Origin of the sequence: Filimonas effusa, assembly GCF_004118675.1 — a bacterium.
GTDB classification, from domain to species: Bacteria; Bacteroidota; Bacteroidia; order Chitinophagales; family Chitinophagaceae; genus Filimonas; species Filimonas effusa.
In genome coordinates this window covers 793061-819434 of sequence record NZ_SDHZ01000002.1, presented here as the reverse complement: position 1 = coordinate 819434, position 26374 = coordinate 793061, and the positions used below count along the sequence as shown (strand labels likewise).

General features: G+C 44.8%; 15 protein-coding genes and 1 tRNA gene. 9 read left to right on the top strand and 7 right to left on the bottom strand.

What is annotated here, in order from left to right; translation table 11 throughout:
• The first annotated feature begins 178 nt into the window (after positions 1–178).
• Complete coding sequence (locus ESB13_RS14580; RefSeq protein WP_129004378.1) at positions 179–7219, top strand: autotransporter-associated beta strand repeat-containing protein; 7041 nt, start codon at positions 179–181, stop codon at positions 7217–7219.
• Between the two features lie 288 nt (positions 7220–7507).
• Positions 7508–8563: a ribosome small subunit-dependent GTPase A gene (rsgA, locus tag ESB13_RS14575; protein WP_129004377.1), complete on the top strand. Its 1056-nt coding sequence runs from the start codon at positions 7508–7510 to the stop codon at positions 8561–8563.
• Between the two features lie 348 nt (positions 8564–8911).
• Here rsgA and ESB13_RS14570 read toward each other — a convergent pair whose 3' ends face one another.
• The 3 genes from ESB13_RS14570 to ESB13_RS14560 form a co-directional block, all read right to left on the bottom strand.
• Positions 8912–9982: a hypothetical protein gene (locus tag ESB13_RS14570; RefSeq protein ID WP_129004376.1), complete on the bottom strand. Its 1071-nt coding sequence runs from the start codon at positions 9980–9982 to the stop codon at positions 8912–8914.
• A 36-nt stretch (positions 9983–10018) separates the two neighbouring features.
• Positions 10019–10810 carry a helix-turn-helix transcriptional regulator gene (locus ESB13_RS14565; protein WP_129004375.1) on the bottom strand — a complete coding sequence of 264 codons (792 nt, stop codon included), beginning with the start codon at positions 10808–10810 and terminating at the stop codon, positions 10019–10021.
• Between the two features lie 451 nt (positions 10811–11261).
• Positions 11262–11343 (bottom strand) — tRNA-Leu (locus tag ESB13_RS14560).
• Between the two features lie 242 nt (positions 11344–11585).
• Here ESB13_RS14560 and ESB13_RS14555 point away from each other — a divergent pair.
• The 7 genes from ESB13_RS14555 (at position 11586) to ESB13_RS14525 (ending at position 22606) form a co-directional block, all read left to right on the top strand.
• A complete protein-coding gene (locus ESB13_RS14555) occupies positions 11586–11981 on the top strand; it encodes a helix-turn-helix domain-containing protein (protein ID WP_164974218.1) in 396 nt (131 codons plus the stop codon).
• Between the two features lie 283 nt (positions 11982–12264).
• On the top strand, positions 12265–15444 hold the full coding sequence (locus ESB13_RS14550) for a SusC/RagA family TonB-linked outer membrane protein (RefSeq protein WP_129004373.1): 3180 nt from the start codon (positions 12265–12267) through the stop codon (positions 15442–15444).
• Between the two features lie 43 nt (positions 15445–15487).
• A complete protein-coding gene (locus tag ESB13_RS14545; protein ID WP_129004372.1) occupies positions 15488–17389 on the top strand; it encodes a RagB/SusD family nutrient uptake outer membrane protein in 1902 nt (633 codons plus the stop codon).
• Between the two features lie 34 nt (positions 17390–17423).
• Positions 17424–18404 (top strand): hypothetical protein, encoded by a 981-nt coding sequence (locus ESB13_RS14540; RefSeq protein WP_129004371.1) that lies wholly within the window; start codon positions 17424–17426, stop codon positions 18402–18404.
• A gap of 201 nt (positions 18405–18605) precedes the next feature.
• Entirely contained in the window at positions 18606–18992 is a 387-nt protein-coding gene (locus ESB13_RS14535; protein ID WP_129004370.1) for a hypothetical protein, read from the top strand.
• A 91-nt stretch (positions 18993–19083) separates the two neighbouring features.
• A complete protein-coding gene (locus tag ESB13_RS14530) occupies positions 19084–19338 on the top strand; it encodes a hypothetical protein (protein ID WP_129004369.1) in 255 nt (84 codons plus the stop codon).
• Between the two features lie 49 nt (positions 19339–19387).
• A complete protein-coding gene (locus ESB13_RS14525) occupies positions 19388–22606 on the top strand; it encodes a TonB-dependent receptor (RefSeq protein ID WP_129004368.1) in 3219 nt (1072 codons plus the stop codon).
• Positions 22607–22739: 133 nt separating this feature from the next.
• Here ESB13_RS14525 and ESB13_RS14520 read toward each other — a convergent pair whose 3' ends face one another.
• The 4 genes from ESB13_RS14520 to ESB13_RS14505 are packed head-to-tail and all read right to left on the bottom strand — an operon-like array spanning position 22740 to position 26176.
• Positions 22740–23375 (bottom strand): NAD(P)H-dependent oxidoreductase, encoded by a 636-nt coding sequence (locus ESB13_RS14520; protein WP_129004367.1) that lies wholly within the window; start codon positions 23373–23375, stop codon positions 22740–22742.
• A gap of 13 nt (positions 23376–23388) precedes the next feature.
• Positions 23389–24276, bottom strand: a complete 888-nt coding sequence (locus ESB13_RS14515) for a helix-turn-helix domain-containing protein (protein WP_129004366.1) — start codon at positions 24274–24276, stop codon at positions 23389–23391.
• 4 nt (positions 24277–24280) lie between these two features.
• Positions 24281–24982, bottom strand: a complete 702-nt coding sequence (locus tag ESB13_RS14510) for a type 1 glutamine amidotransferase domain-containing protein (protein WP_246022551.1) — start codon at positions 24980–24982, stop codon at positions 24281–24283.
• Between the two features lie 30 nt (positions 24983–25012).
• Positions 25013–26176: an iron-containing alcohol dehydrogenase gene (locus ESB13_RS14505; RefSeq protein ID WP_129004365.1), complete on the bottom strand. Its 1164-nt coding sequence runs from the start codon at positions 26174–26176 to the stop codon at positions 25013–25015.
• Between the last annotated feature and the right edge of the window lie 198 nt (positions 26177–26374).

The window sequence follows — 26374 nt, the reverse complement described above, 5'->3', positions numbered from 1 at the left end:
GCATTTTTCGTCAAATACATGGTCCTGTACCGCATCAAACCTTTTCCGCACATATAAGAACCTCTTCCTGTACCCTGGTATGTACGTTTGTAACAGTCCGGTCATCATTTTTATAACGCTTGCAGCCGGATATCCAACGATTGAACCAATTTGAATAACGTCACAATTGCGAAATGCCATGGAAAAATGCTACACGCTTAAGCAGCTGAAACTGCTATGTCTTATCTGTCTCTCCGCTTTTCTATCCGTTCTCCAGACTTATGCCCAAACGCCGGCCTTCCCGGGCGCCGAAGGTTTCGGTAAATACGCCGTCGGAGGAAGATATGGATCGGTATATCACGTTACAAACCTGAACGACAACGGCACTGGCTCCCTGCGCGACGCCCTCAGTCAGCCAAACAGGATCGTCGTCTTTGATGTCGCCGGCGTCATAAAGATCACTTCCCGGATGATTGTCGCCGCTAATCTGTATATAGCAGGACAAACAGCCCCCGGTGAAGGTATTACCGTCTACGGAAATGGCTGGTCTTTTTCAAACGCCAACAATACCATCTGCCGTTACCTCAGGATAAGAATGGGGATCGTCGGCGATGATGGAAAAGATGCAGGTGGTATCGCCGACGGCCACGATATCATGATCGACCACTGCTCTTTCTCCTGGGGAAGAGACGAAACCTTTTCTATCAACTCCACCACAGCCAAAAATATCACCCTCCAGAATTGTATGATCTCCCAGGGATTGCTGACCCATTCGGCAGGCGGACTCATCCAGGCCGACAGCATCACACTGTATCGTAATCTCTATGCCGGCAATAGTACCCGTAACAACAAAATAAAAGGGGTCAATCAATATGTCAACAACATCATATACAACTGGAAAGATGGTGCCTACATCATGGGAGGCGAATCGGAAGGTCACTCCTATGCCAATGCCATTAACAGTTGTTTCATCAAAGGCCCTGCCAACGGGGTGCCGCCGTTTAACCTCGGAAATCTGAACTATCATATCTATGCCTCTGGCAATATCTTCGATAGCAGCCGTAATGGCTTGTTCGATCCTTATCTTATCCCGCCCGGCGAATACGTAGGACCACCCGATTTTCAGGCTGCTCCCTTTCCTTTCCCCGCAGTGCCCACCCTGCCCGCAAACCTGCTGGTCGATTCGCTGTTGCCGGTTGTAGGCGCCAGCCTCCCTTATCGCGATTATGCCGATTATTATGTGCTGAACGAAGTACGATCCTTTGGAAAAAAAGGGGAACTGATCGCCAATGAAAATACGCTTCCTTTTGGCACACCCGCAACCTGGACGCTATGGCCTGGTAACACCCGCATCGATTCCGATAACGATGGTATGCCCGACGCCTGGGAAACAGCCAATGGTACCAACCCGTCTGCCAATGATGCAATGATGATAACCGCCTCCGGTTATACAAACATAGAAAACTATATCAATAGCATTACAGCAAGTAATAGCCAGGCTTACTTAAGGGCCCCGATGAAATTGAAACAGGATTCCGCCACATCCAACACCCTGCATCTTTCATGGCTCGACTACACCGAAAAAGAACAGGGGTATAAAGTCGAAAGAATGGTCAACGGCGCCTGGGTGCAAATTGGAACAACAAGCATTAATGAAAACTATTGCTCGATAACAGGTATGCAGCCCGAAGAAGTAGATACATTTCGTGTGAAAGCCTTCAATGCCTTCGGAGAATCGGGCTATTCAAATGAGCTGATAGCCAAAACCAAACCCGTGGAAGTGCCGGTCCTGGATCCCGCCACCTTCAAACCGTTATTAACCTGGTCAGGCGCACTAAGCCAGGATTGGGATAAATTAACCAGGAACTGGACCGATAGCTCCGGTATGGCCGTAGCCTTTTCAGACAGCAGCTCCATTAGTTTTCCGGAAGCAGGCGCGGCCGGAAAAAATGTGAACATCACCGCCCCAATGGCCACAGGCGATATGCTGGTGAATAGTGCCGGTAACTATACCTTCTCAGGTTTGGGTTACATCACCGGCACCAGGTCCATGAACAAAGCTGGCAGCGGCAAAGTTGCGCTGCTTACTAGCAATACATACACAGGTGCTACTGTCCTGCACAATGGTATTTTCGAACTCAACAGTCTGGCAAACGGTGGCATGCCCAGCTCCATTGGCGCTTCAGCCAACTACGCTTTTAATTGGGTTTGGAAAGGAGGAGAGTGGCGCTATTCCGGCAACACAACCACTACCGACAGGAATGTAGCGCTGGATGCTGCTACCGGGTTCAATGTGGCCAATAGCGCAAGCACTGTCACTTTTAGTGGCGTCTTGTCTGGTGAAGGAGGACTTATCAAGTCTGGCCCCGGAAAACTGGTGTTGAAGAATGCCAATCCCTACATAGGTGAAACAGTGATCAATGGCGGTACACTGGAAGTGAGCCCTGTAAGCAGTGCTACACTGGCAGGTGATATTATCGATAATAACCAGGGCATCGGAACTTCAAATGTGTTGCGCTTGCATAACGGTACCTACCGTACCACCAATGGCAGCAATTCTATTTACGAGAACTATCCGCTGCAATTATACATAGAGGAGGGCACTGCCAACGGCTTCGAGCCCGATCCCGTTGCCAACCTTTCAATGACAGTGCACGGCGCTGGTACGCTCAACTACACCATCCCTTACCTGAGAGAAATTATCCAGGGCGACTGGAGCGACTTTACCGGTACCCTCGTGGCAAATGGTATAAATACCGCCGATGGTTACAGCTTGCTTGCGATCGATAATGGCGCCGGTTTCCCTAACAACCGCCTGGTCATCACAGGTAATACCAAGATCGTTGCCTTTAGTAACAACAACGTCTTTTCCATCGGCGGCCTGTCAGGTAATGCAGGAACATGGCTTTCCTGCGGCGGAACAAAAACGGCGAGTTTTGGTAATGGCGTAACTACCTACGTAGTAGGTGGGATAGGTACAAATGAAACCTTTAACGGTAGTATCAACAACCATTTATATGGTGCTACAACCGACGTTAATGGCATCACTACCATTATAAAAACAGGAACTGGCAGCTGGCGCTTAAACGGCAATAACACATACGCAGGCACCACCACCGTTGAAGCAGGAAAACTAATTGTAAACGGAAACAATGCCGGCGCTGGCAAAGTAACGGTCGAAGAAGAAGCCACACTTGCCGGCAAAGGAGTAATAGCCGCCGAAGTGGCTATTGCCGGTACGCTGGAACCCGGCGATAGTACAATAAGTAAACTAACCCTCAAAGATAAACTTACACTGCAGTCATCTGCTGTTATAACGGTCGATATCAACAAAAACAATAACACATGCGATACGTTGTCTGTTGCAAAGGACATCGTCTATGGTGGTAAGCTGAAGATCAGCTTTACAGGTACGCCGGCTTCAGGAGATAAATTCAGGATTTTCAATGTACAGGGCGCTATAGCCGGAACCATTACCCGGTTCGAACCCGCCACGCCGGGCCCCAACTTGCTCTGGGCATTTAAACCCGCTACAGGAGAGCTGGCTGTACAAACCCCCGGTTTTGTAGAAACGCCTTCCGGTCTCATCCTGAACGCCCCCGTGGCCGCACCTGGTTTGCCCGGCGTTATAAATTGCAGCTGGACCGACAATTCAGACAACGAAGACTACTTCATCTTGGAACGAAGCGCTGATAATATAAACTTTACCGATGTTGCTCACCCCCCTGCAAATACAACTTCTTACAACGATGTTGGCCTGCAGTCCGGCATAACATACTTCTATCGCATCAAAGCCCACAGCCCGTTGAGTATGTCTGTATATAGTCCGGTGGTATCGATCACTACACCGCTTGCAGGTACCATGCCGTCCGTTACAACTAATCCCTTTCCGGGCAACAATGCCGGTAATATCCTGCTCAACGATCAGTCGGTTGCTTTTAGCTGGGCAGGTAATTATGCCGATACTTATGTGATCTACCTGGGCGCCAGTGAAAATACGCTGATAAAACTGGGCGAAGTAACAGCCGGTACACCAAAATTTACTGCTGCAGCGCTCACCCCCAATACGCAATATTACTGGCGTATCGATGCTGAAAATAGCAATGGTACAACAACGGGTACCGTGTGGAATTTTAAAACAGCTAATATCCCAATGCTTACAGCAGGCGATTATCGTTCAGCTGCCAGTGGCAATTGGGGCAATGCAACAGTAACCACAGCTATCTGGGAAATGTTCGATGGCAATAGCTGGAATAACACGGCTACGCCTCCATCCGGCGCTACCCCAACAGTAACAATACAGGCAGGGCACACAGTGCTCTTGAATGCTACTACCACTGTAAACAACCTTGTAGTGGAAGAGGGAGCGACCCTTGCTTCCGGAACCAGCGATGGCGCCAGCGGTACTGCTGCACAGCGTACGTTGCGTGTGGCTGCCAGCATGAATAATTTTGGCACGGTAGGCTCCGCTTCCATCGCAACAAACAGGACGAATTTTGAAGGATACCGCGTCAGCGGCAAAGTCTATATCACCGGCACTGGCAGCTATTATCTCAATACGTTTACGGTGAATAATATGGCGCAAACGATGGAAGTTGTGGTAGATGCAGATCTTAACCTGGCAAGCTATATGCGTGCAAACTATTCAACTGCCACTACGCTGCCATGGACAGGAAACCCGCAAAACGACGACAGCATTACAATCACGATCAATAAAGGAAAAACCGTTACAATGGGCAGCTCCGGTTACCTTCAGGCCGGCAGTAGCCCAACAACCAACACCATAGGCGAATTTGGAAGCTATACTTTCAACATCAACGGAACACTTGATATGCGCACAACAGGTACTTCCTGTGTTGTAGCGCATGCAACTTTACCGGGTGCTGTTACTGTCAACATAAATGGAACATGGCTGATGGGGAATGCTATCCGGTTTATCACCGCTGCAACAACAGCGCCGGCCGGCACTGTATTACTTAATATAGGTGCGGGTGGTGTGGTAGATGCAGGAGCCAGAACAATCGGGTCAGGTAATACAGCTACTAATATTGTAGCAACCAATAAAAACTTTCCGCAGGTAGTTTTCTTTAATATCGCAGAAGGAGGTTTGTTGAAAACAAAAGTTAGCGCCAGCGATGTTACTTATCAGGTTGGTGCCGGTAATATTTTCAGCCCGGTAAAACTAAACAATAGCGGAACGGCTGATATTATTGGAGTAGGTATTAAAACGGCAATAGGTTATCCCGTTTCTGATAGCACAAAAGTAGTGAACAGGCAATATGCTGTTATACCGGCAACGCCTGCTGCGGCCAGGCTGTCAATTGGCTTGGGTTGGGTAACAGAAAGCCAGGGCGCCGGCCTCGATCCTGCCGCCACAATAGCACAAGGCAGATTCAATGACACAGGCTGGACAGAATTGCCGGCAATTGTTTCCGGTGCCGGTACAACGGCAAACCCATACTATGCAACTGTAACCAACTATACCGGCTTCGGCAGTTTTGTTGTCGGGCAGGCTGGTGCTATCAGGGATGTTATAGCGCCGGTAGCCCGCGCCAAAGCAGTAGAGGTCTTGCTTAACCTCGATGGCATTGCCGCTATAACTGCCGCACAGGTTGATGATAGTTCTTCAGACAATAGCGGGAAATTCACCATAAGTGTATCACCCAATACATTTACAACCGCAAACGCAGGCATAGATACAATTACACTTACCGTTACAGATGCCGGTGGCAACATGGCACAGGCAAAAACAACGGTAACAGTTAAAAAACGGCTCGCTAAACTGGTGTACTCCGGCGATAGCTCGCAACAATATTCTGATAAACAGTTCCTGAACGCAGCTCTGACCGATCAGTTGACTGGCACTGTATTATCCGGCAAATCTGTTCGTTTTAGCCTCGGCAGCCAGCTCATAAGTGCAGTGACCAACACCGCCGGTAAAGCCATGGCAAACCTGCTGGTAACACAGCACCCGGCGCTTGATTATATGCTTACATCTTCCTTTAACGGCGATAGTTTGTTTTTGCCCGCTATAGATAGTATTCCTTATCTCATCCTGCCGGAAGATGCCAGGGCCCGCTACACAGGAACTGTATTTGCAAACACTGGTTCAGGTACTTCAGCAACAGTAACATTAAGCGCCATCATCCGCGATATCACCGGCGAAGGTATCTCCGGAAATACAGATTCATCTGCCGGCGACATTCGTAACGCAAAGGTCTCGTTCATCGATCGCGAAACAAATATGGTAATAGCAACTGTTCCCGTAACGCTTCCCGATACAAATGATAGCAGGGTAGGTGTGGCTACCTGTCATTGGAACGCCAATATTGGTAGCAGCAATGCAAAAGATTTTACTATTGGTATCCAGGTCGCTGGATACTACCAGCGTAATGTTTCCGAAGACAATACCATTGTTACAATAGCGAAATCCCTTAGCGAGTTTGTGAGCGGCGGAGGAGCCATTAAGCTCACACGGTCAGCTGGTAAAAAAGCAGGTGATGCCGGAAGTCTGAACAATTTTGGTTTCAACATTAAGTTTAAGCGCGGTACTAAAAACCTGCAGGGAAGCTTCAATACAATCATCCGCCGTACAGAATCAGATGGACTGCATGTGTATCAGGTAAAAGGAGAACTGCTGTCTGCGTTATCAGTAATGCCACGGTTGGGTATCCTGCCGGCCAGAGCTAAGTTTAGTGGTAAAGCAGTGATCCGCGACATCACCAATCCTGTAGCTCCGGTAGCTGTAGAATCAGATGCCGTAATGTCGATGGAAATGACCGATCGTAATAATGCCGGCGCCACCGATGCGCTTGCAATTACAGTCACCACAAAAGCAGGTGAACTATGGTTTGCAAGTAACTGGAATGGCAGCTGCACAGAAGAACTCACGCTGGCAGGAGGTAATATCAGCATTAACAACGGCTCGTCTTTGCTGGAAACCATTATTAACGATCTTCTTGATCCTAAAGATGGAAATGGCCAGGGAAATCCGTTGCAACTCGGGCTTGCTCCCAATCCAACGTCAGGCTCAGCCAGGCTTACCATTAATGCCAGCCCTCAAAAAGGTAATGTATACATAAAAGTATTCGACCTCCTTGGGCGCACCATCGAAGCGAAGCAGAGCGCCCCCGGCCAAAGCACGCTGCAGCTTGGAGCAGAATACAAACCCGGTATATACATCATTGAAGTCAGCCAGGGAATGATCAAAAAAACAATAACGCTTGTTAAAATACACTGACGCTAAGAAAAAATTAAAAAGGCCCGCCCCGTCGGACCTTTTTAATTTATATAACTTTGCCGGATGACTAACATTTCACATAAGTCGGATTTGGTGTAGTAAACAATCTGTTCTTCTGATACAGATTGTCCCTCCGTTTATTCCCGGATAAACCTTTCCGGGAACAGTTCCTGCATTTCAATAAATATCGCTGCAAGATTCATGACGTTGTAACGTCATTGGCAAGAGTTATACCTCAGGTAGAAACACTTCTGCGGCTATGTTTTTTCAAAGTAAAAGATAAAAGCCATGATTAATTTAAATACATATGGTTGGAATGATATGCTAAACCAGGTAAAACAAAGAGCTGCCTATAAAAATCTCGCCCATGGTCGTGTATCCATAGTGCACAAAACATGTTATGAAGTTATTGCTCAAAACGGGTTGTTTCAATGTGAACTAACAGGGAATATGATGTTCGGTAAATCGGACTTTGAATTGCCTTGCGTAGGCGATTGGGTTATTTTTCAACCATTCTATGAGGATAAAGGAGTGATAGTTGATATGTTACCGCGCGAACGGACATTGTGTCGCAGGAAGACCGGAACAGTTGCCGGCAAACAAGCCATAGCTTCATATGTCGATAAAGCTTTTATTGTACAAGGTCTTGACGATGACTTCAATGTTCGGAAGGTCGAACGTTTCATGGTTCAGATCCTGGAAGAAAATATCAAGCCCATATTGGTGCTTAATAAAGCTGATCTGGATTTTGATAAATATGAAATTGAAGAACAGGTCAAACACCTGGCTGGCCGGATGTTGGTATTGTATGTAAGTATTCATCAGCCTCAAACCATTACGCAGTTAAAGGAATGCATTGCCGAAGGTGAAACAGTGGTACTGGTCGGCTCATCAGGAGTAGGCAAAAGCTCACTGGTGAATGCGCTTTGTGGGAAGGCAGCGTTGCTAACCTCTGCTATCAGCCAGTCTACGGGAAAAGGGAGGCATACTTCTACCCGTCGTGAAATGGTCTTGCTGGATGGATCGGGTGTTTTAATCGACACGCCTGGCGTTCGTGAATTTGGCTTGGCGCTCGACGATCCCGATGCGCTTGCAGGAATGTTGGATATCTCTGATTATGCCGGGTCATGTCGTTTCAAAGATTGCGAACATATAAACGAGCCGGGCTGCGCGGTCTTGGAGGCAATAAGTAATGGTACATTAAGCCATAAAGTTTATGAAAGCTATCTGAAGCTTCGGCGGGAAGCCTGGCATTTTTCTGCTTCAGAACACGAAAAACGTAAACGCGATAGATCCTTTTCAAAACTTGTAGCAGAAGTAAAAAAGCGTAAAGCAAACCGCTGATTGTCAATCAGTGATACCTGAAAATAAAGGAGAGGGTGGCTCATAAATAAAAATAGCCGCTGAGAATTGCTTAAACGGAAACCCTTCTCCATCAGGTACCCGAGAAAAACGAGGCCGTATCATAAGTACGATACGGCCTCTTCTTATTCATTGAAAAACAATGTGCGGATGATAGGGGCGAGCCAGAAACCTCTACTTTAGCGATGTCCGGGATTGGGGACAGGATCAATAATCCCTCCTTGGCTGGAAAATAAAGAGGTCTTATCCAGATGTGTTGAAGTGCTGAAAGAATGAGGAGTTGAAAAGAAGGGCATGTAAAGCTCTTATTTTATATCTGGAATTTGCCATTTATCTTGAATCGTGTATGTTGTTTTCCTTTCGCCTTAAAAAGGTGGAATTCTCATCTAATAATGTTAAGGCCGCTTTATTTATTTTTTGTGGTTTAATGGTTTTCCACCGTTGAATACTGTTTTCAAAATCATTCTTAAAAAGGAATTGTGATAAATGGCTGATTACATAATAATTGGCTTTAGAATGCCCGTTTTCGCTCTGGTAATTGCTGTTGGTGATAAAGAAGTTAATAAGCTTGTAGATACTGGTTTTTGCCGAAGAAAGTTCGGCCAGCTTCGCCCTGTATTCTAATTCTGGTGATGATAGATCTTTGAAATCGATATAATCCTGGAAATGCTGTGCTTCGTGTCCTAAAAATGAAATCAGGAACTTTTCACTCTTCAAATCGTATTTATGTTTTACGCAATACAGTTTGCTTTTTGTTGTCCAGCCTGAAGAATGATATTCTCCTAATGTAGCATATTCCGCCCAGCCCAGACTTATAAAATCTTCCATAAACACAACTGGAACAGACAAGTTTGCCGTTTTGTTTTTAATATGGTAAAGTGTGTCTGTTTCAGTTCTCCAAACTAATAAATCATACAGCCTGCCGGTTCTGCCAAATTCAGTAGTATGGTATCCCAAAGAGTGAATATATTCTTTATAATAGGTACTTATAGAGTCCGTATTTTCTTTTACGGCAGGGTATTTCCTCTTAAGAAAATGATACAAATTTTTAATGAGTAAAGAATCATAATTGCTATTGCTTAATAATGATTTTCTCCAGTAGTCACGGTAAATTATCAGCAAGCTATCCATTGTGGAAGCGTGCTTTTTCAGGTAATCGCTTTGGTCATTTTCATAGAAAAACCGTAGCTTCATTTCGGTGAGGAATTGTTCGCCTTTTTTATCTAATACATTATTTGTGTCGCTTTTCTTTAGAATCTCAACAGCTTTGCCTACTTCCCCGTCAAGCGCATATTTGTACACGTTTTTATAGTCAATGCTATCTGTTTGGGCTGAAGAATAATTGGTTAGTATGAAGACTAGTAAAATTGAACAAATAATTTTCATTTCATCTTTTTGCAAAAATGAGTTTTTGTGTGGTGGTAAAATTGTATCAGATTAACTTTTTACAAGTCGTCTGAATTGATGTGGCGTTATGCCATATTTGGACCTGAAAGTTTTGATGAAATGTGCTTCGTCAAAAAAGCCATTATTAATCCCGATTGTAACAATATTTGAAGATGTTAACAGTAGTTCTTTCGTGGCTTTGCTAAGTTTTTGTTCTATTTGATATTGCCCTATAGACATTCCGGTTTTCAACTTAAAAGCTCTTGCCATATAATTGGGATGCTGATGAATTCGTTCAGAAAGAGATTTCAGGGAATGTACGCATTCGGTTTCATTGTCAATAATGGCAATTAGTTGTTCTATCCAGGGAATTCGCTTACAAATTGATGGCTTTGAAATAAGTTTGGTTGTAAGATCAAGTAACAGGTCTTCTGCAATATCAATATGATTGTAATGAACAAAATCTGTAATGAGCTGAAATAGAAATGGGAAATTGTTTATTTTATTAAATGACACCATATTGCTGAGAGGCTTCATATCTAATTTTCTGAACCATTCATCACTGAACTCAATATTCAAACATTTTACATTGGCGCTTTCGAAAGTGTTTTTATGAACATAGAATGCTGGACGATAAATAATCTCACTTGGGAAAACACGTATGCTGTTTGCTTTTGAAGTTTCTATGTAAATACCTTGTAGTAAAATGCTTAAGTAGGCATTCTTGTGCTGGTGAAATTGTGATTCAGATTTTTGATGAACGCTTCCGATAATTGAAAGATCATTGGAGATAAAATCACCAAATGTAGTTCCTAAATATTGCCCTTTATCTAGCAGATTCATTTGAAGTCGCAGCTAACCAAAAACAGCTTCGTGCAATAGCAATAAACTAAACCGGGAGAAACCGAGCCAGGTTGCTTTCGTATAGCTAACGTACAAAAAAAGCTGCATGAAATACAATTGGCGACGAAAACTGCCACTTGCTGATCTATTCGGCACATAAAGTTTACCCCAAAGCGGATCTTGAAAACGCTGGAAGCATACTGCGAATATCGTATGCCCAGAAAATGGATTGTGAATTCTCTGCAATGTGCTAACAAGCAAACGGGTGTTGGTAGGTTTCCGCTGTTATAAGTTAGATTGAAAAAAAGATAGGCTCGGTAAAGTCAGGGTTACGGTTACCTATAAGAGTTATCCGGTTTATTTCCGAATGTTTGAAACTCGTTTGAAAACACATAAAAATTAAAAAGACCGTCCATCGGACAGTCTTTTTAATTCGTTGAAATTCAACTCGTGCGGATGATAGGGGTCGAACCTACATGGATTGCTCCGCTAGATCCTAAGTCTAGTGCGTCTGCCAATTTCGCCACATCCGCGGTAGCGTCCCGATATTACCGGGGCTGCAAATGTAGGGGAATTTTGCTTTTGCCCCTATTTTTCTTCTGCATCTGTTTTAACTTTTTTTTCTGCCCCGGAGGTGTTATTCGCAGTTGGTCGTATTAATAACTGTTGCCCGTATGAAACAACCATCAATACTGGCAATGACTGAGGTATGAAAAACAAAACGCTGCCTATAGTCGAATTGCAAGAAAATACGATTGCTAAAACACGATTGCTTATGCCAGTATCTCCCAAATACTATTCAACTGCGGTTGTCGATGCCGTTTTTGTATTAAAGCATTATATAGACGAACACCCACTTAGCCGCAAAACAGTGCCCGACTTATTGCTGCAAACAACAATAGGACAGAATATGATCCGCAACGCCTTCAGGGAAATCGTTGGTTGCACCATTATTCATTACCAGCTGCAAAAACGTTTTGAAACCGCCGCTGCTTTGTTGTCCGAAGAACGGCATACGATTCAGCAAGTTGCTGTTATATGTGGCTATCGCAACAGGTTGCCCAATTTCAGTATCGACTTTAAAAAAATCCACGGCGCTGCTCCTAGAGAATGGTGTAAAACAGATCGTGAAAAAAGCATAACAAGTCGTGAAAAAATAAAAAGTTTGTAAATATATCTTGTGCCTGCTTTAATTACAATGTCAAATACGTATTAAAGCATGTATTAACCAATCGATTAATTGAGCAGCTTGCCTGCCCTCATTCATGAGGGTGCTTGCTGCTTTTTGTATTTTCTGTAATCCTTTCTGGCATTGACTTTCATAGATTTTTAAGAATTTAAAATAGTTAAATAATCCATCATTATAAACGAATGTGTCATTGTTGGTCGCATGTTGTTGTTGCTAATTTAGCAGCCTGAATTATTTAACGATTATTTAAAACATTAGTTTGCTTATGAAACCGATCCTGCTTGCCTGGGCCTTTGGCTTCTTCGTAGCTGTGCCCGTCGTTTCCTACTCGCAAGAAAAAAGCGAATCTTCTTCGCAGAGTGCCGCAATCAAAAAGACGATCACAGGTACTATTAAGGATGATAAGGGCGTTCCGCTCGAAAATGCGGTGATAGAAGCCAAAGGAGGTGGTGCTAAAGTGATGAGCCAGCCCGGAGGTTTATTTAAAATTGATGTGCCTGTCAATGCTACAACACTTATCGCTTCACATGTTGGTATGGCTAATCTGGAAATTAAACTGGAAGGAAAAAGTGCTGTTGATATTGTACTGCAACCCTCCAACACCAGCCTGAACGATGTTATCGTGGTGGGCTACAGTCAGGGTACGCGTAAAAGAGACAACCCCTTTGCAACGCCAACAATAAAAGGAAGTGAAATTCAGGATCTTCCCGTACCTAATGTGGCCGCCGCATTAAGAGGGCGTATTGTTGGCCTCGGTGTAAGTGCTACTTCAGGTAAACCAGGATCAGCCATATCACTGAACATCCGTAACTCCGCTGTATCTACAACAGCGGCAGGATACGGCGTTACCACCGAGCCTTTATATGTGATAGATAATATCATCGTAGATAAAGCAGTTTTCGATGCGCTTGATCCTACCATGATTGAAGACCTTACCATCCTTAAAGATGCCGCCGCCGCCATGTATGGAGCATCAGGTTCAAAAGGGGTGGTACTTATAACTACCAAAAGAGGCAAAGCAGGACCTACTAAATTCTCTTATACCGGTTTTGCAGGAGTGAACGACGCAACAAAAATGCCTGAAATGCTTTCTGCATACGAACTGGCATTAGCTGTCAACCAGTCAAATCGCTACGCCTATAAACAGGAAAACGAGGAAAATATCGTATTCTCAGATTCTTCGTTGAACAACTACCTGAAGAACCTCAATTATAAAAGCTGGATTGATGAGATCTGGCAGCCTTCATTAACGCAGCGCCACAGCTTGAATATGTCAGGCGGCTCCGATAGGGTGACCTTTGCAGTGGGTGGAGGTTATCAAAGTCAGAATGGTAACTACGCAAATATCAAAGCAGATAAATACACACTGCGCAGTAACCTGTCTGCTAAACTCGGCAAAGGCTTCAGAACGGAGATCAACTTCAACGTCGATAACAATATCAGGAAAAGTCAGAACCCTAAAAGCCCTAACGACCAGGATTTCCTCGACCAGATCTATACGATGCCACGCTGGGTGCCTTATACCATTAACGGCAATTACGTGAATCCAATGATTGGCAAGGACAAATACGATAACATACACCCCGGAGGTATGGCTTCGTCTGGCTTCTATACCAATGAAAATGGCCGTTCATACGGTATTAACGCAGCCCTTATCTACCAGCCGGAATCAGGTTGGTTGCAGGGGCTTACCGTTAGATTCCAGGCTTCTCAAACCGGCAGCAATGCTACAAACGCAACTTTCACGCCCGGCTACCAGCTCATGCGCTACAATATGTTTAATACCGTATTGTACAAAGAACAGATCAGGGATACGGTAATAGCCAATGCCGACGCAAATTCGAAGCTGGAGCGCTCTCAGTCGCAGAGCAGCGGTTATCGTTTCTTCGTAACAGTGCAATACCAGAAGAGCATCGGCGACCACAAATTCTCGATAATGGGAACTGGCGAACAGGCTGCATCCAAAGGTTCCGGCATGAGCCAGGATTGGCGGAAACAGAATATACCGGGTTTCGATGAGCCATGGGCTTTTGAAACAGCGTCTCCGCCATCGGCAACAATGACCGAAGCAACTAAGCGTTCATACCTTACTAACTTCTCCTATAGCTACAAGGGTAAATATTCTATTACCGGTATTACCCGCTTCGACGCTTCCTCAAATTTTGCAAAAGGAAAGATCTGGGGTGTTGCACCTACTGTGGGTGTCGGTTGGGTGATGAGCGATGAACGCTTCTTTAGAAACAATGTCAACTTTATAGATTTCTTTAAAGTGAGAGCCAGCTTGGGCCTTACAGGCGATGACCGCATCGATGCAAGACTTTGGCAGGAACGTTTTAAGGTGAATAAAGAGTCTTACTATTGGGGAGGGGCAGCAGTAGTGCCAGGCCTGCAGCCACAGATCATCCCAAATCCTGATATTACCTGGGAACGGAAAAGAACACTAAATGTTGGTTTTGAGATCGGCCTCATTAGGAACAGGTTGAACCTGGGCATCGAATTCTTCCAGAGCTATGGCTACGATGCATTCGATAAGGGTAATGATAAGAACTATCCCATGTACGCAGGTTTTACCGCCCCTGTCATGAACTACATGCAACGCTACAACTGGGGCTCTGAATATTCTATCTCCTATAACCAGCCCTTCAGGAACGACTGGAACCTGAAAGCTAGTGTCAACTTCGGATTTGGTAACTCCAGGATCACACAAATGTTTATCAACTCCAACAACCTCTGGATCAATTATCCCGATGATTGGCAATACCAGCTGGGCACCGATCCCCGCGTATACAATACAGGAAACTTTGGCCTCATCGCTCAGGGTATGTTCAAAACCCAGGACGAAGTGGACGCCTTCCTCAATAAAAACCCTGGCTATACTATTTATACCAGGATTCCACAGCCGGGATGGTTGTACTTTAAAGATATTAATGGAGATGGTGTAATTACTGCTGCCGATAAAACCCTGATGTTTAAAAGAACGGATCCCAAAATAGCGACCAATGCGCAGTTCTCCGTATCTCACAAAGCATTTACAGTCAATGTGAACATTGCGGCCCGGTTTGGCGGAAAAGAATTCTATGATTCCAAGATCAGGAAGGAACGCCCGACAGCTTATACCAACGTGTCTACGATGTGGAAAGACCAATGGAGTCCTGATAATCCCAACGGCAGGTTCCCAAGAGGTGACGACCCCACCCTCGATGTACAGTCCGATTTCTGGGCCGTTGATGGAACCATGATCAGGGTGAACGATATGACCATTAGCTATACGCTGCCGGTCTCATTAACTCGGAAAGCCGGCCTGAGCGGAGCACGTTTGGTACTTACAGGCAATAACCTTTGGGTGTTGAAAAATCCATTGCCTTACAAAGACCCTTATTCCAGCTATATCTACGATTACCCCACCTTGAGAACCATCTCCTTAGGGGTAAACCTTAGCTTATAACATGGCACTGAACCATATGAATGTATTCTAAAAAGAATAAACAATGAAGCGTAAATTATATACTTCCATAAAAATACTGGCGCTGCCGCTGCTCATGACATTGCACGGCTGCCAAAAGACTTCCGACTTCCTCGAAGTGGTAGACCACGATGGCGTCGACGGCCGTATCTGGGATGGCGAAGGCTCTGTTCAATATTTTCTGAACGAAACCTACCAGGTCATCATGCCCGAATTCCCGTTCCAGAATACCGCTAACAATATCGGGATCACGTATGCCAGCGATGAAAATGCTTATGGGTCTACACAGGAGTTGACACAAAAGTTGTTTAACGCAAAAGGTACGCTCATCGCCGATAATTTTAAATATATCGGTACCAAATACCAGGGTACCAATATCGGCGATAACCGCTACTTCGATATTTCGAAATGTAATATGGCCCTTGATAACCTGCCCAATAGCAAAGGTCTTTCTCAGGAAAAGATCAAAGAGTTTATGGGACAGTTTTATGCATTGAGGGCCATGGTTTATCTCAACCTGACCAAGTATTACGGAGGTGTGCCACTGATCACTAAAACAGTTAACCCTCAGAGTGTCGAATTGGTAAGGCGCTCAAAAGCAAGGGATATGTTTAAGCAGATCATTGCAGACCTCGATGCGGCTGCATCAAATCTCGAAGGTGTAACCTACAAAGAGCCCGTTGGCAGAATAAACAAGGAAGCGGTAGCGGCGCTTAAATCAAGAGCATTGTTATTATGGGCCAGCCCCCAGTTTAATCCCATAAACGACGGCAAACATACTTATGAGCCGGCACGCTGGCAGGAAGCCAATGAGGCCGCCCGCAAAGCTTACGAGATCTGTAAAGCAGGCAACTATGATCTGATGTCTAACTATGCAACTGTTTTCCAGACCGAAGGCGTAGCGAATAGAGAAGCTTTGATCGTCAGGTCATACGGTACCGCCATCAATAAAAAAGGAAATAATGTAGAGGCCAGAAGCAGACCGGCGTCCGAAGGTGGATCTGTTGAAGACTGTTACAAACCAAGTGTTAGAATGGTAAACGCCTATACGATGAAAGACGGCGTGCCTATTACTGCCGCATCATCCGCATATAAATATGATGAAACCCATTTCTGGATAAACCGCGACCCGCGTTTTAATGTAACTATCGGTTTCAATGGCTGCAACTGGGCATTGAGTGCTAAAAGTACACGAAGACAATGGACGTATACCGGCGGTGGCGATGATAAATCTGCGATGTATGTCAAAAGATTTACTTCTCCGAACCTTGCTGTGGCAGATGTTAAATATAACGACGTCGGCGGTAGTGGTATGGATTGGATTGAACTGCGCTTCGCGGAAGTAGTGCTCAATTATGCCGAAACTGCTAATGAAACAGGCGATCTGGGAACAGCCAAAGCAATGGTTAGGCTTATCAGGAAAAGGGCAGGCATAGAGCAAGGTAATTACGATTATGGCCTCGCTCTCGCAAACGATAAAGACCAGATGCGCGACCTCATCCTCAATGAAAGAATGGTAGAGTTTGCTTTTGAAGGTAAGAGAAACGATGATCTCCGGAGAACAAGGCGTATGCATTTGCTTACAGGAGCCCTTTACTACTTCAAGGAAGGCCCGAAATTAGCCACCGGTAAAATCTGGGTAGGACCAGCTGTAAAAGATAGCGCTACCGTTAAAGATTTTCTGGTAAAAGCAATGGCGTCCGATCCTACAAGAGCCAACCGTGATACCATCGATATCAATAACCCCGCAACGGTAGACCGCTTCTTCCTGCCTTACGAAGGAACAAATCTCCCAAGTGGCGTCGGTGGTATGTCTATGCCGGAATACTATTACTTCTTTGGATTCAACAACGTATTCCTTCAATCCAGTTCATTGCTCGAACAAACTATCGGCTGGGAAGGTGGTACGTTTGATCCGTTGGACTAAAATGAAATACCCGTTCACTTTAAATAAAGACGAAATGAAACTTTTTGATATAAAACAAATGTCACTGGTTGCGGGGTTTGGATTATTACTAACCTCCTGTGCTAAAGAAGCGCCGAACATCTTTAATATGTTCAATGTTACGCTCGACCTTCAGATGGATAAAACTCCCGGAGAGGATGGCTTGATAGAAATTTCTGCTACCGATTCCGTAACGGTGAATTACACCATCGAATGCCCGGGCGAGGAAATGTATGGAATAGCGCTGTTTAAAGCAGGCCAGTCCGGGGGAACGGTTACTAATATCCAGCCAACGAAAAAGGCTACCGGCACCTACAAGTTCTACGGAAAAGATATGGGCGTAGGTTATACTACTTATCGCATATGGGCCGTGAACAGGGCTTCTGTTTATCTGGGCGATGGATATAAAGAAATAAGAATTAAAGTGAAGTCGGAATTCAGCTATTTTACAAATCGTAGCATCTATATAGCTGATACTGCCGGCAAAGCATATTCTTTCATTTCATTTACAACAGCGCGTACATTTAGTTACCTCGACGGTGCTGCCAAATCCGACAGCGTCGATATGGGATTTTACATGACACGGAAAGATACCCTGGTGAAATTCAACGGTGTCGACTCAACGGTTACCTATTACCCGCTGATAGTATATCCCATCGCAGCCAACCCTAATCCTAATAAATTATACGATTTCAGTAAATGGACAAAAAGGGCAACTGTCTTCTCTGCCCCGGAAGATGGGTCCGAAGAAAAGCTGAGGGTTAACTTCAATACAGTTGACAAGATCATAACGGAAGCCAAAAAGAAAACTTTTATTCCCTTTATACAAACCGCATACGATAAAAGGGCCGAAGGCGATCGCAATAATATGTTTACAAGTAAGTTTGTCTTCTTTAGGAACCACGAAGGCAAATACGGCGTTATCCTGTTTAATGTAGCGAAAAAAGACAGTGAAGGCAGAACATACATTAATTTATCATGGAAAATGCAGCCATAACGGCCAGCTGCTATAATACAAAAATGAGACGGCTTGAATCAGGGAAAACTGGTTCAAGCCGTTTTGGTTATAAGGTATCAACGGCTTCCATAGCAATCGGATGACCATTGTATTTCGAAAGCTTGAGTGTTTGGTAACGATTTCTTAACGTAGGCTTCACCCGGGTCACGCAGAAATGAGAATAGCTTTGCCTTCGGTTTGATGAGGACATTACGATATCATTTATCCAGGACCATTGTATTCTTGGTGGCAATGCAGATCTTCAATCTGAGCATTGATACCGACCATATTTTCCATGGACGACTCAGGCTCGGATCGGGTCATAGAGATGATATTGACTCATTCGTAGAGATGATCGTGGAAGGAATTACAGGTAACCACTCCCTGTTCCCCGAATCTCACGGCGAAGACCAGCATTCCTTTAATAAGCTCACTCAAAAAATTGTTTGCGATAATATCCGCAACCTCTATCCAACAATAAAAACACCCGACAAGCCCATTAATATGACATCGGAACCCGATCGAGGCTGTCAATTCATTAGCAACGACTTCTCTGCATTATTTTGCCCTCCGCCAGATCTGGTTTGATCTTTCTATCTGTGATCTCTCTGAACAGGCGCTATCCATTCCCTGGCCGATAGATCTGGTATTTACATTATTCATCATCCAATGCAGCTTTATGTCCTTCCTTTCACAGGCAAGGCACGATAAGTTTTTGGACGCTGCATGGACTACTATCACACGGCTTGAAAATGAAGGCTGCGATACGCAGACAGAAGAATTCAAACAGACGTTGATGTTGCTTCAGAACATTTTCAGGCAATGCGACGATCTGACTGCGCAGCTCAGAACGCTGATCAAGCAGTATGAGTATGTCCAAACCAATACACGTCTGAAACTTCGTGCTTCGAGATCTAAACATTTGAAACTTTAATTATTCACCTGATAAACAGTTTACCCCTTTTTTTAAAACATAGTTGTATATGAGACTATTTAAATTGGCTTTCTATTTTATGCTCTTTGCCTGTACCTCGCTGAGTGTGAAGGCACAGATCACATCCGCCCAGGTATCCGGAAGGATTATTGGTCCTAAAGACGAAGTCCTGGACGGTGTTTCTATCAAGCTGGTGAACCCTTCTACCGGCAGTAGCTACGATGCGCATACCAATAAAGATGGACGTTATCTGATAGCGAACCTCAATCCCGGTGGTCCTTACACCATTACTGTCAGCTTTGTTGGTAAAAAAGAAGAGGTGAAAACTGATCTGCAGCTTACGCTTGGAACAAACACCATTAATTTTAAAATGCAGGACGAATCTGCTATCCTGGAAACAGTAGTTGTAAAAGGTGGCCGTAAAAACGGCCTCAAAACAGGCGCCGGTATCCAGATTGGTCAGAACCAGCTGAAAAGCCTGCCTACCATCAGCCGTAGCCTGCAGGACATGACCCGGGTAACCCCTCAAAGTAGCAACAACTCTTTCATGGGTACCAACTTTCGCTATAACAACGTAACGCTCGACGGTGCTATTAACAATGATGCCATCGGCTTTAGCCCTTCATTGGGTGGACAAACCAACGCATCTGGTCAGCCCGGCAGCAGCACCCGTACCAATCCTGTTTCTATGGATGCTATCCAGGATATCCAGGTATACCTCGCGCCTTACGATGTTAAAATAGGTAACTTCCTGGGCGGCTCTATCAACGCAGTTACACGTAGCGGCACCAACGAAGTGCATGGCTCCGTTTACGGCTTTGGCCGCAATGCTTCCCTGACCGGTAAAAACAACGCCGGCGACAAGTCTAAAATGCCTTCCGATTTTCACGACTACCAAACAGGCTTCCGCGTTGGTTTGCCTATTATCAAAAACAAGCTCTTCTTCTTCACAAACGAAGAGATCACCCGTCGTCAGGACCCCGTGATCCTCGCAGCAGGATCTTCCGATATGCCCGTTATCACAGAAGCACAGGCTATCCAGATCTCAGATTACATGAAGAACACATATGGCGTAGATGCAGGTACCTATGGTAACTATAAGATCTATTCCAACTCTACGAAGTTCTTTAACCGCGTAGACTGGCATATCAATAGCAAAAACCAGCTTTCTATCCGTAACAATACCATCCGCTCAGAGGCAACGAACCTCGAACGCGACCAGCAAAATTTCCGTTTTAGCAGCATTGACTTCAAACAGGTGAATAACCAAACTTCTACTGTAGCTGAATTGAAAACACGTTTTTCGAATTCATTATCGAACAGCCTGGTATTAGGTTATTCAGATATACACGACTATCGCAACCCGCTATCTAACCCTGCTTTACCACAGATTCAGATAGCCAACAATAGTGGCACTATCTTCCTTGGGACCGATCGGGAGGCGAGCATCTTTAATATGAAACAAAAGACTTTTGAATTTACCGATAACTTTACCTACCTGAGAGGCAACCACACCTTTACTTTTGGTACTCACAACGAGTTCTATAACATCACTTATGGATTCGTGAACTCCTGGAATGGTAGGGTAGAATATGGTTCTATCAAAGATTTCCTTGAAAATAATCCCAAGCGCGTACGAACAAACTATAATTATACAAATAATACGCGCGATTATATCATGAACAACCCGCCTGCTCAGTTTAAAGTAAATCTCTACAGCACCTATGCGCAGGATGAAATTCAACTAAGCAGCCGTTTCAAACTGACGCCTGGTTTACGTTTCGACCTCGCAGATATGCCTAACAAGCAGCCGCTGAGCTCCAAAACAACCGGCTCTCCTGTAGATCCTAATTATGGAACTACCTACAACTATACCTTACCCAAAAACATTCAGAACAAATTCCTGGGTAAAGTACAGGTGTCTCCCCGTATTGGTTTCAATTATGATGTTAAAGGAGATCAAAGCCTTATCCTGAGAGGCGGTACAGGTGTCTTTACCGGCCGTATTCCTTTCGCATGGTTAGGATATGCCTACTATAATAACGGTGTAACATACGGTTCTTACGATGGCAACCCGCCTGCAAAAGTGGCTGGTACAGATCCTATCCGCGATGCCATTTCCGGTAACAATGGTGAAGCGAATTATGCCCAGAAAAACAACTGGGATATCTCCGATCCTGCCAAACAAACACAGGTCGACCTGATCGATAATAACTTTAAAATGCCACAGGCATGGAGAAGCAGTCTGGCAATGGAATATACCACCGATAATCAATGGAAGTTCAGCGTAGAAGGTATCTATACAAAAGTGATCTATGACCTGAAATTCCAGCAGGTAAATATCACCGATGCGCCAACTTATATGGTGTATGATACGCAGAAGCAGCAGCCGATCTTCCCTAAATCGAAGATCAACAGCTTATTCACCAACGCCTACCTCTTGTCAAATACCAAAGAAGGTTACCGTTATAGCCTTACAGGCCAGGTGAACAAAACGTTCCCCTTTGGTCTGAATTTTATGGCTGCTTATACCTATGGTCAGTCTAAAGATATCACCAATGGTATTCGTAACTCAATGGAATCTAACTGGCAGTTAAACCAGGCATTAAATCCAAACAGTCCTGGACTGGCCTACTCTAACTTCGACGTGCGTCACCGTATCGTATCTACAGTGAACTATCGTCTCGATTGGAACAAGAGCAATAAATTCATTTCTAACTTTGCATTGTTCTTTAATACGCAGTCTGGAGTTCCGTTTACCTATGGTACACTTAATACCATTAATAACGCCGGCCAGCAGGTGGGACTGGTATACATTCCTACTAAAGCAGAAGTGAGTAATTTCTTTACGAATCAGGCAACTGCTGCTGCTTTCGATGCGTATATCGATGGCAACAAATACCTCAATTCAAGAAGAGGTAATTTTACCGAACGTAATGGTGGACGTACGCCCTGGAATACGCAGCTTGACTTCCGTTTTGCACAGGACTTTAATATCAAGACAGGCAAACATATGCATACCATTACCTTCACGTATGATATCATTAACCTGACAAACCTGTTGAATGGCAATTGGGGACATCAGTATTTCTCACCCAATACCTTTAACTCAACAGCGGATATCGGACTGGGATCTCCTTCTGTTGCAGGAACTGCTACTGCTTATCCTAAGTACGACAATTGGAAGAAGCCTAATTCAGCGCCTTATTCCATCGACTTCTTTGGATCGCGCTACCAGATGCAGGCTGGATTGAGATATTCTTTCTAATGATTCAATAACAAAGGATGGCTGCTTTAAATTAAAAAACAGCCATCCTTTGTTGTATATTTTTCTGCTCTTTTTAGAATGCTATAAGTCGGTAAACCCAGTTGTAATATTAGGAATAAAGCCTTCTTTAGCATTATTTTATATAAATAGCAAACTCTTCCATCGTATTCCTAACCTTCTTCATACTTGCCAACCAGTCTTTCTCCGCATCGCGGTAGCCCAGGTAAAGCAGCGTAACACTTTTCAATCCTTTCGATGCAAGGCCAAGCACTTCATCAACCTTGGCATTGTCGAAACCTTCTGCCGGGGTGCTGTCTATTCTTAGCTCAGCAGCCTGCGCTATCGCCATACCAAAGCCAATGTAAGATTGACGGGCAGTATGTACAAAATTCTCTTCTGCAGTTTGCGGCAGGTATATGCTCTTTATCTTATCGGTATAGCTGCTAAAGCGGCCGCGAGGCAGTTCCCTTTCGTCGGTAGTACGATCGTAGATGCTGTCTATACGCTCTTCCGTATAACGGTCCCATGCAGCAAATACCAGCACATGAGAACAATCAACCATTACTTCCGGGTTCAATACATGCGCACTTAGTTGCTTTTTGATTTCCTGGTTCGTGAGTACCAGTATCCTGAACTGCTGCAAACCTGAAGAAGTAGGAGCCAGTCGCGCCGCCTCCAGTATCTTCTGCAGATCTTCCTCTTTTACTTTTTTATTCGGATCGTAAGCCTTCGTGGCATGACGCCATTTTAAATCTTCTATGAGTGCCATAACTAACTTGTTTTTAATTCAACGAATTGCGGAAAGCCACCGGCGTCTTGCCTACCTGCTTCTTGAACAGCCTCGAAAAATAAGGCAGGTTTTCAAATCCAAGACTATAAGCTGTTTCTGCAATAGTCTTATCAGTTCCTATCAGTATATTCTTGGCTTCCGCTATCAGGAACAAATGTATCAGTTCCTGCGCTGTTTTCCCCGTTTCTGTCTTCAGCAGATCTGAAAGATAACGCGGCGATACATGCAGTTGCTCCGCAGCCCCCTTCACCGTTGGAATACCGTCCTTCTCCATTTTACCGCTTTGTCGGTATTCCTCCAACAGACGGTTAAAACGGGTGACCATTACTCCGGAAAGGTTTGCCCTGTTAAGAAACTGGCGTTTATAATAACGCTGCGAATATTTCAGTATCGCGTCTACATGCGTGAGTATGATCTGCCGCGTATATTCATCCTGCGTATTATGATATTCCGCTTCAATTTTATCGAACAGGTCCCAGATAGCCTTTTCCTCCGAAGGCGACAGGTGAAGTGCCTCATTGATATCATAATCAAAATAATGATACTTCTTGATATCGTCGTGAAGCGGATGGCCGAACAGGTAATCTTCACGGATATAAATGCTGAAGCCACCTTCTTCCAGTTCTACATCGCGCAATTCCACCATCTGCTGCGGCTTCATAAAATACAGTGATCCTCCATTGCTGTCGTAGTTGGTACGGCCATAGGTGATACTGCCCGATTTCATTTTCTTAAGACTGATAATATAAAAATCGGTAGTGAACTTCTGAACCCCGGTACCACAGCCACCATTACAGCGTACCATGCTGAACATAGGGCTTTCCGGCGGCGGATAGCCATAGTTATGCATCAGGTTCTCGAGTTTCGCGAAATGTTGCATAGTATTATTTTTTACTTTCCAGTAAAGACATCAATGCCTTCGCTGCTGCTTCTGAAGACGCCGGGTTCTGACCAGTGATCAGCTGACCATCCTGTAATATATAGCTGCCCCAGTTGGCTCCTTTGCTATAAACACCTCCCGATTGCTTCAGCTCATCTTCCAGTAAGAAAGGTACTACATTAGTGAGTTTAACAGCCGCTTCTTCTTCATTCGAGAAGCCGGTAACTTTTTTGCCGCTAATGATCAGTTCGCCGGAAGGCGTGTGTGCATGTAACAGTACGGCAGGAGCATGACATACGGCTGCAACGGGCTTGCCGCTGGCATAAAAGGCTTCTATCAGGGCAATAGAATGTTTGTCATTGGTTAAATCCCATAAAGGACCATGTCCGCCGGGGTAAAAGATGGCGGCATAATCACTTTCTTTTACATCACTCAGCTTTTGTGAATGTGCCAGCTTTTCCTGTAATGCCTTATCGGCGTAGAAGCGCTTGGTGGCTTCCGTCTGCGATTCCGGGGCTGCACTTTTAGGATCGATAGGAGGCTGGCCTCCCAGCGGCGATGCTATTGTTACATCATAACCGGCATCCACCAGCGCATAATAGGGGGCCGCAAATTCTTCTACCCAGAAACCGGTTTTCTCGCCGGTATTGCCTAGCTGACTATGAGACGTAAGTACGATCAGTATTTTAATGATTGCTGTTGACATGAGTTTATATTTTAAAGAAATAAATGCATATTAATTGTAGCTCATTTCCACGATCTCTTTCACCTTGTCGGGTGTCACGATCCCGTTCTCTCCCAGCTTCGCCCATCCGCGTGCTTCAAAGCGTTTTACGATAATATCCGCGGTAGCCGCGTAATCCGGGGTATAAGCCGATAACTTACGCTCCATACCCATTTCATCGAAGAATGCTTCTGTTTTGCTGATGGCTTCGCGGGCAATAGCATCCGTATCATCACCCTGTATATTCCATACACGGCGGCCATATTGCGCCAGCTTTTCCTTTTTGGCGCTAAACAACACCCTGTACAGGTTAGGCGCTATAACTGCCAGTGTGCGCGCATGGTCTATGCCATAGAGGGCTGTCAATTCATGACCTATCATATGTGTAGCCCAGTCGGTAGGCACCCCTTTTTGTATCAGACCGTTCAACGCCATGGTACAGCTCCACATGAAGTTGGCTGCCAGCTTATAATTGTCAGGTTGCTCCACTACCCTGGGGCCTGTTTCCACGAGTGTCTGAAGAATGCCTTCCGAGAACCGGTCCTGCAAATAAGCGTCGGCAGGGTAGGTGAGGTACTGCTCCATCACATGCGTGAAAGCATCTATCACACCATTCTGTAATTGCCGCTTGGGTAACGATACAATCACATTGGGATCACAAACCGAAAATACGGGGAATAGGGCCGGCCCGCCAAACGCCAGTTTCTCCTGCGTTTCAGCAATGGTAACTACCGATCCGGAATTCATTTCACTGCCGGTAGCGGGAATAGTAAGTACTGTGCCGAAAGAAACCGCATTATCACGTATCGCCATCCTTTTATACAGGATCTCCTTAGGGTCACCCTCAAATTTTACAGCAGCCGAAATGAATTTGGCGCCATCTATCACCGAGCCGCCGCCAACAGCAAGAATGAAATCAAGCTTTTCTTTGCGGATGACTTCAACAGCCTTCATTAATGTTTCATAATGCGGGTTAGCCTCAATGCCGCCGAACTCAGTAATGGAAAAGCCCTCTAAAGCATTCTTTACCTGCTCATAAATGCCGTTTTTGAAGATGCTGCCACCGCCATAAACCATTAATACTTTCGCGTTTTGCGGTACCAGGTCTTTCAGCTTGACGATTTGTCCTGCCCCGAACACCAGCCGGGTAGGATTGTATAATTCGAAATTGGTCATAAACCGATTGTTTTAATAATACAAAATTAGAACCATCTGCCAATTGCCTGTTTATACGAATCTGCGTGATTATGATACTTTTTTACGAACAGGGAAATAATTGGCAGGTAAAGGATATATAACAGGGCATTTTGCGTTCATATTAGGATGAATTAAATTCAGCAAATGAATAAATGGATGTTCTTTATAACAGTATTC

Coding starts and splice junctions, on each gene's coding strand:
- ESB13_RS14580 (WP_129004378.1), top strand. CDS start 179: ATGGAAAAATGCTACACGCTTAAGCAGCTGAAACTGCTATGTCTTATC.
- rsgA (WP_129004377.1), top strand. CDS start 7,508: ATGATTAATTTAAATACATATGGTTGGAATGATATGCTAAACCAGGTA.
- ESB13_RS14565 (WP_129004375.1), bottom strand. CDS start 10,810: ATGAATCTGCTAGATAAAGGGCAATATTTAGGAACTACATTTGGTGAT.
- ESB13_RS14555 (WP_164974218.1), top strand. CDS start 11,586: ATGCCAGTATCTCCCAAATACTATTCAACTGCGGTTGTCGATGCCGTT.
- ESB13_RS14550 (WP_129004373.1), top strand. CDS start 12,265: ATGAAACCGATCCTGCTTGCCTGGGCCTTTGGCTTCTTCGTAGCTGTG.
- ESB13_RS14545 (WP_129004372.1), top strand. CDS start 15,488: ATGAAGCGTAAATTATATACTTCCATAAAAATACTGGCGCTGCCGCTG.
- ESB13_RS14540 (WP_129004371.1), top strand. CDS start 17,424: ATGAAACTTTTTGATATAAAACAAATGTCACTGGTTGCGGGGTTTGGA.
- ESB13_RS14535 (WP_129004370.1), top strand. CDS start 18,606: ATGAGGACATTACGATATCATTTATCCAGGACCATTGTATTCTTGGTG.
- ESB13_RS14530 (WP_129004369.1), top strand. CDS start 19,084: ATGTCCTTCCTTTCACAGGCAAGGCACGATAAGTTTTTGGACGCTGCA.
- ESB13_RS14525 (WP_129004368.1), top strand. CDS start 19,388: ATGAGACTATTTAAATTGGCTTTCTATTTTATGCTCTTTGCCTGTACC.
- ESB13_RS14520 (WP_129004367.1), bottom strand. CDS start 23,375: ATGGCACTCATAGAAGATTTAAAATGGCGTCATGCCACGAAGGCTTAC.
- ESB13_RS14515 (WP_129004366.1), bottom strand. CDS start 24,276: ATGCAACATTTCGCGAAACTCGAGAACCTGATGCATAACTATGGCTAT.
- ESB13_RS14510 (WP_246022551.1), bottom strand. CDS start 24,982: ATGTCAACAGCAATCATTAAAATACTGATCGTACTTACGTCTCATAGT.
- ESB13_RS14505 (WP_129004365.1), bottom strand. CDS start 26,176: ATGACCAATTTCGAATTATACAATCCTACCCGGCTGGTGTTCGGGGCA.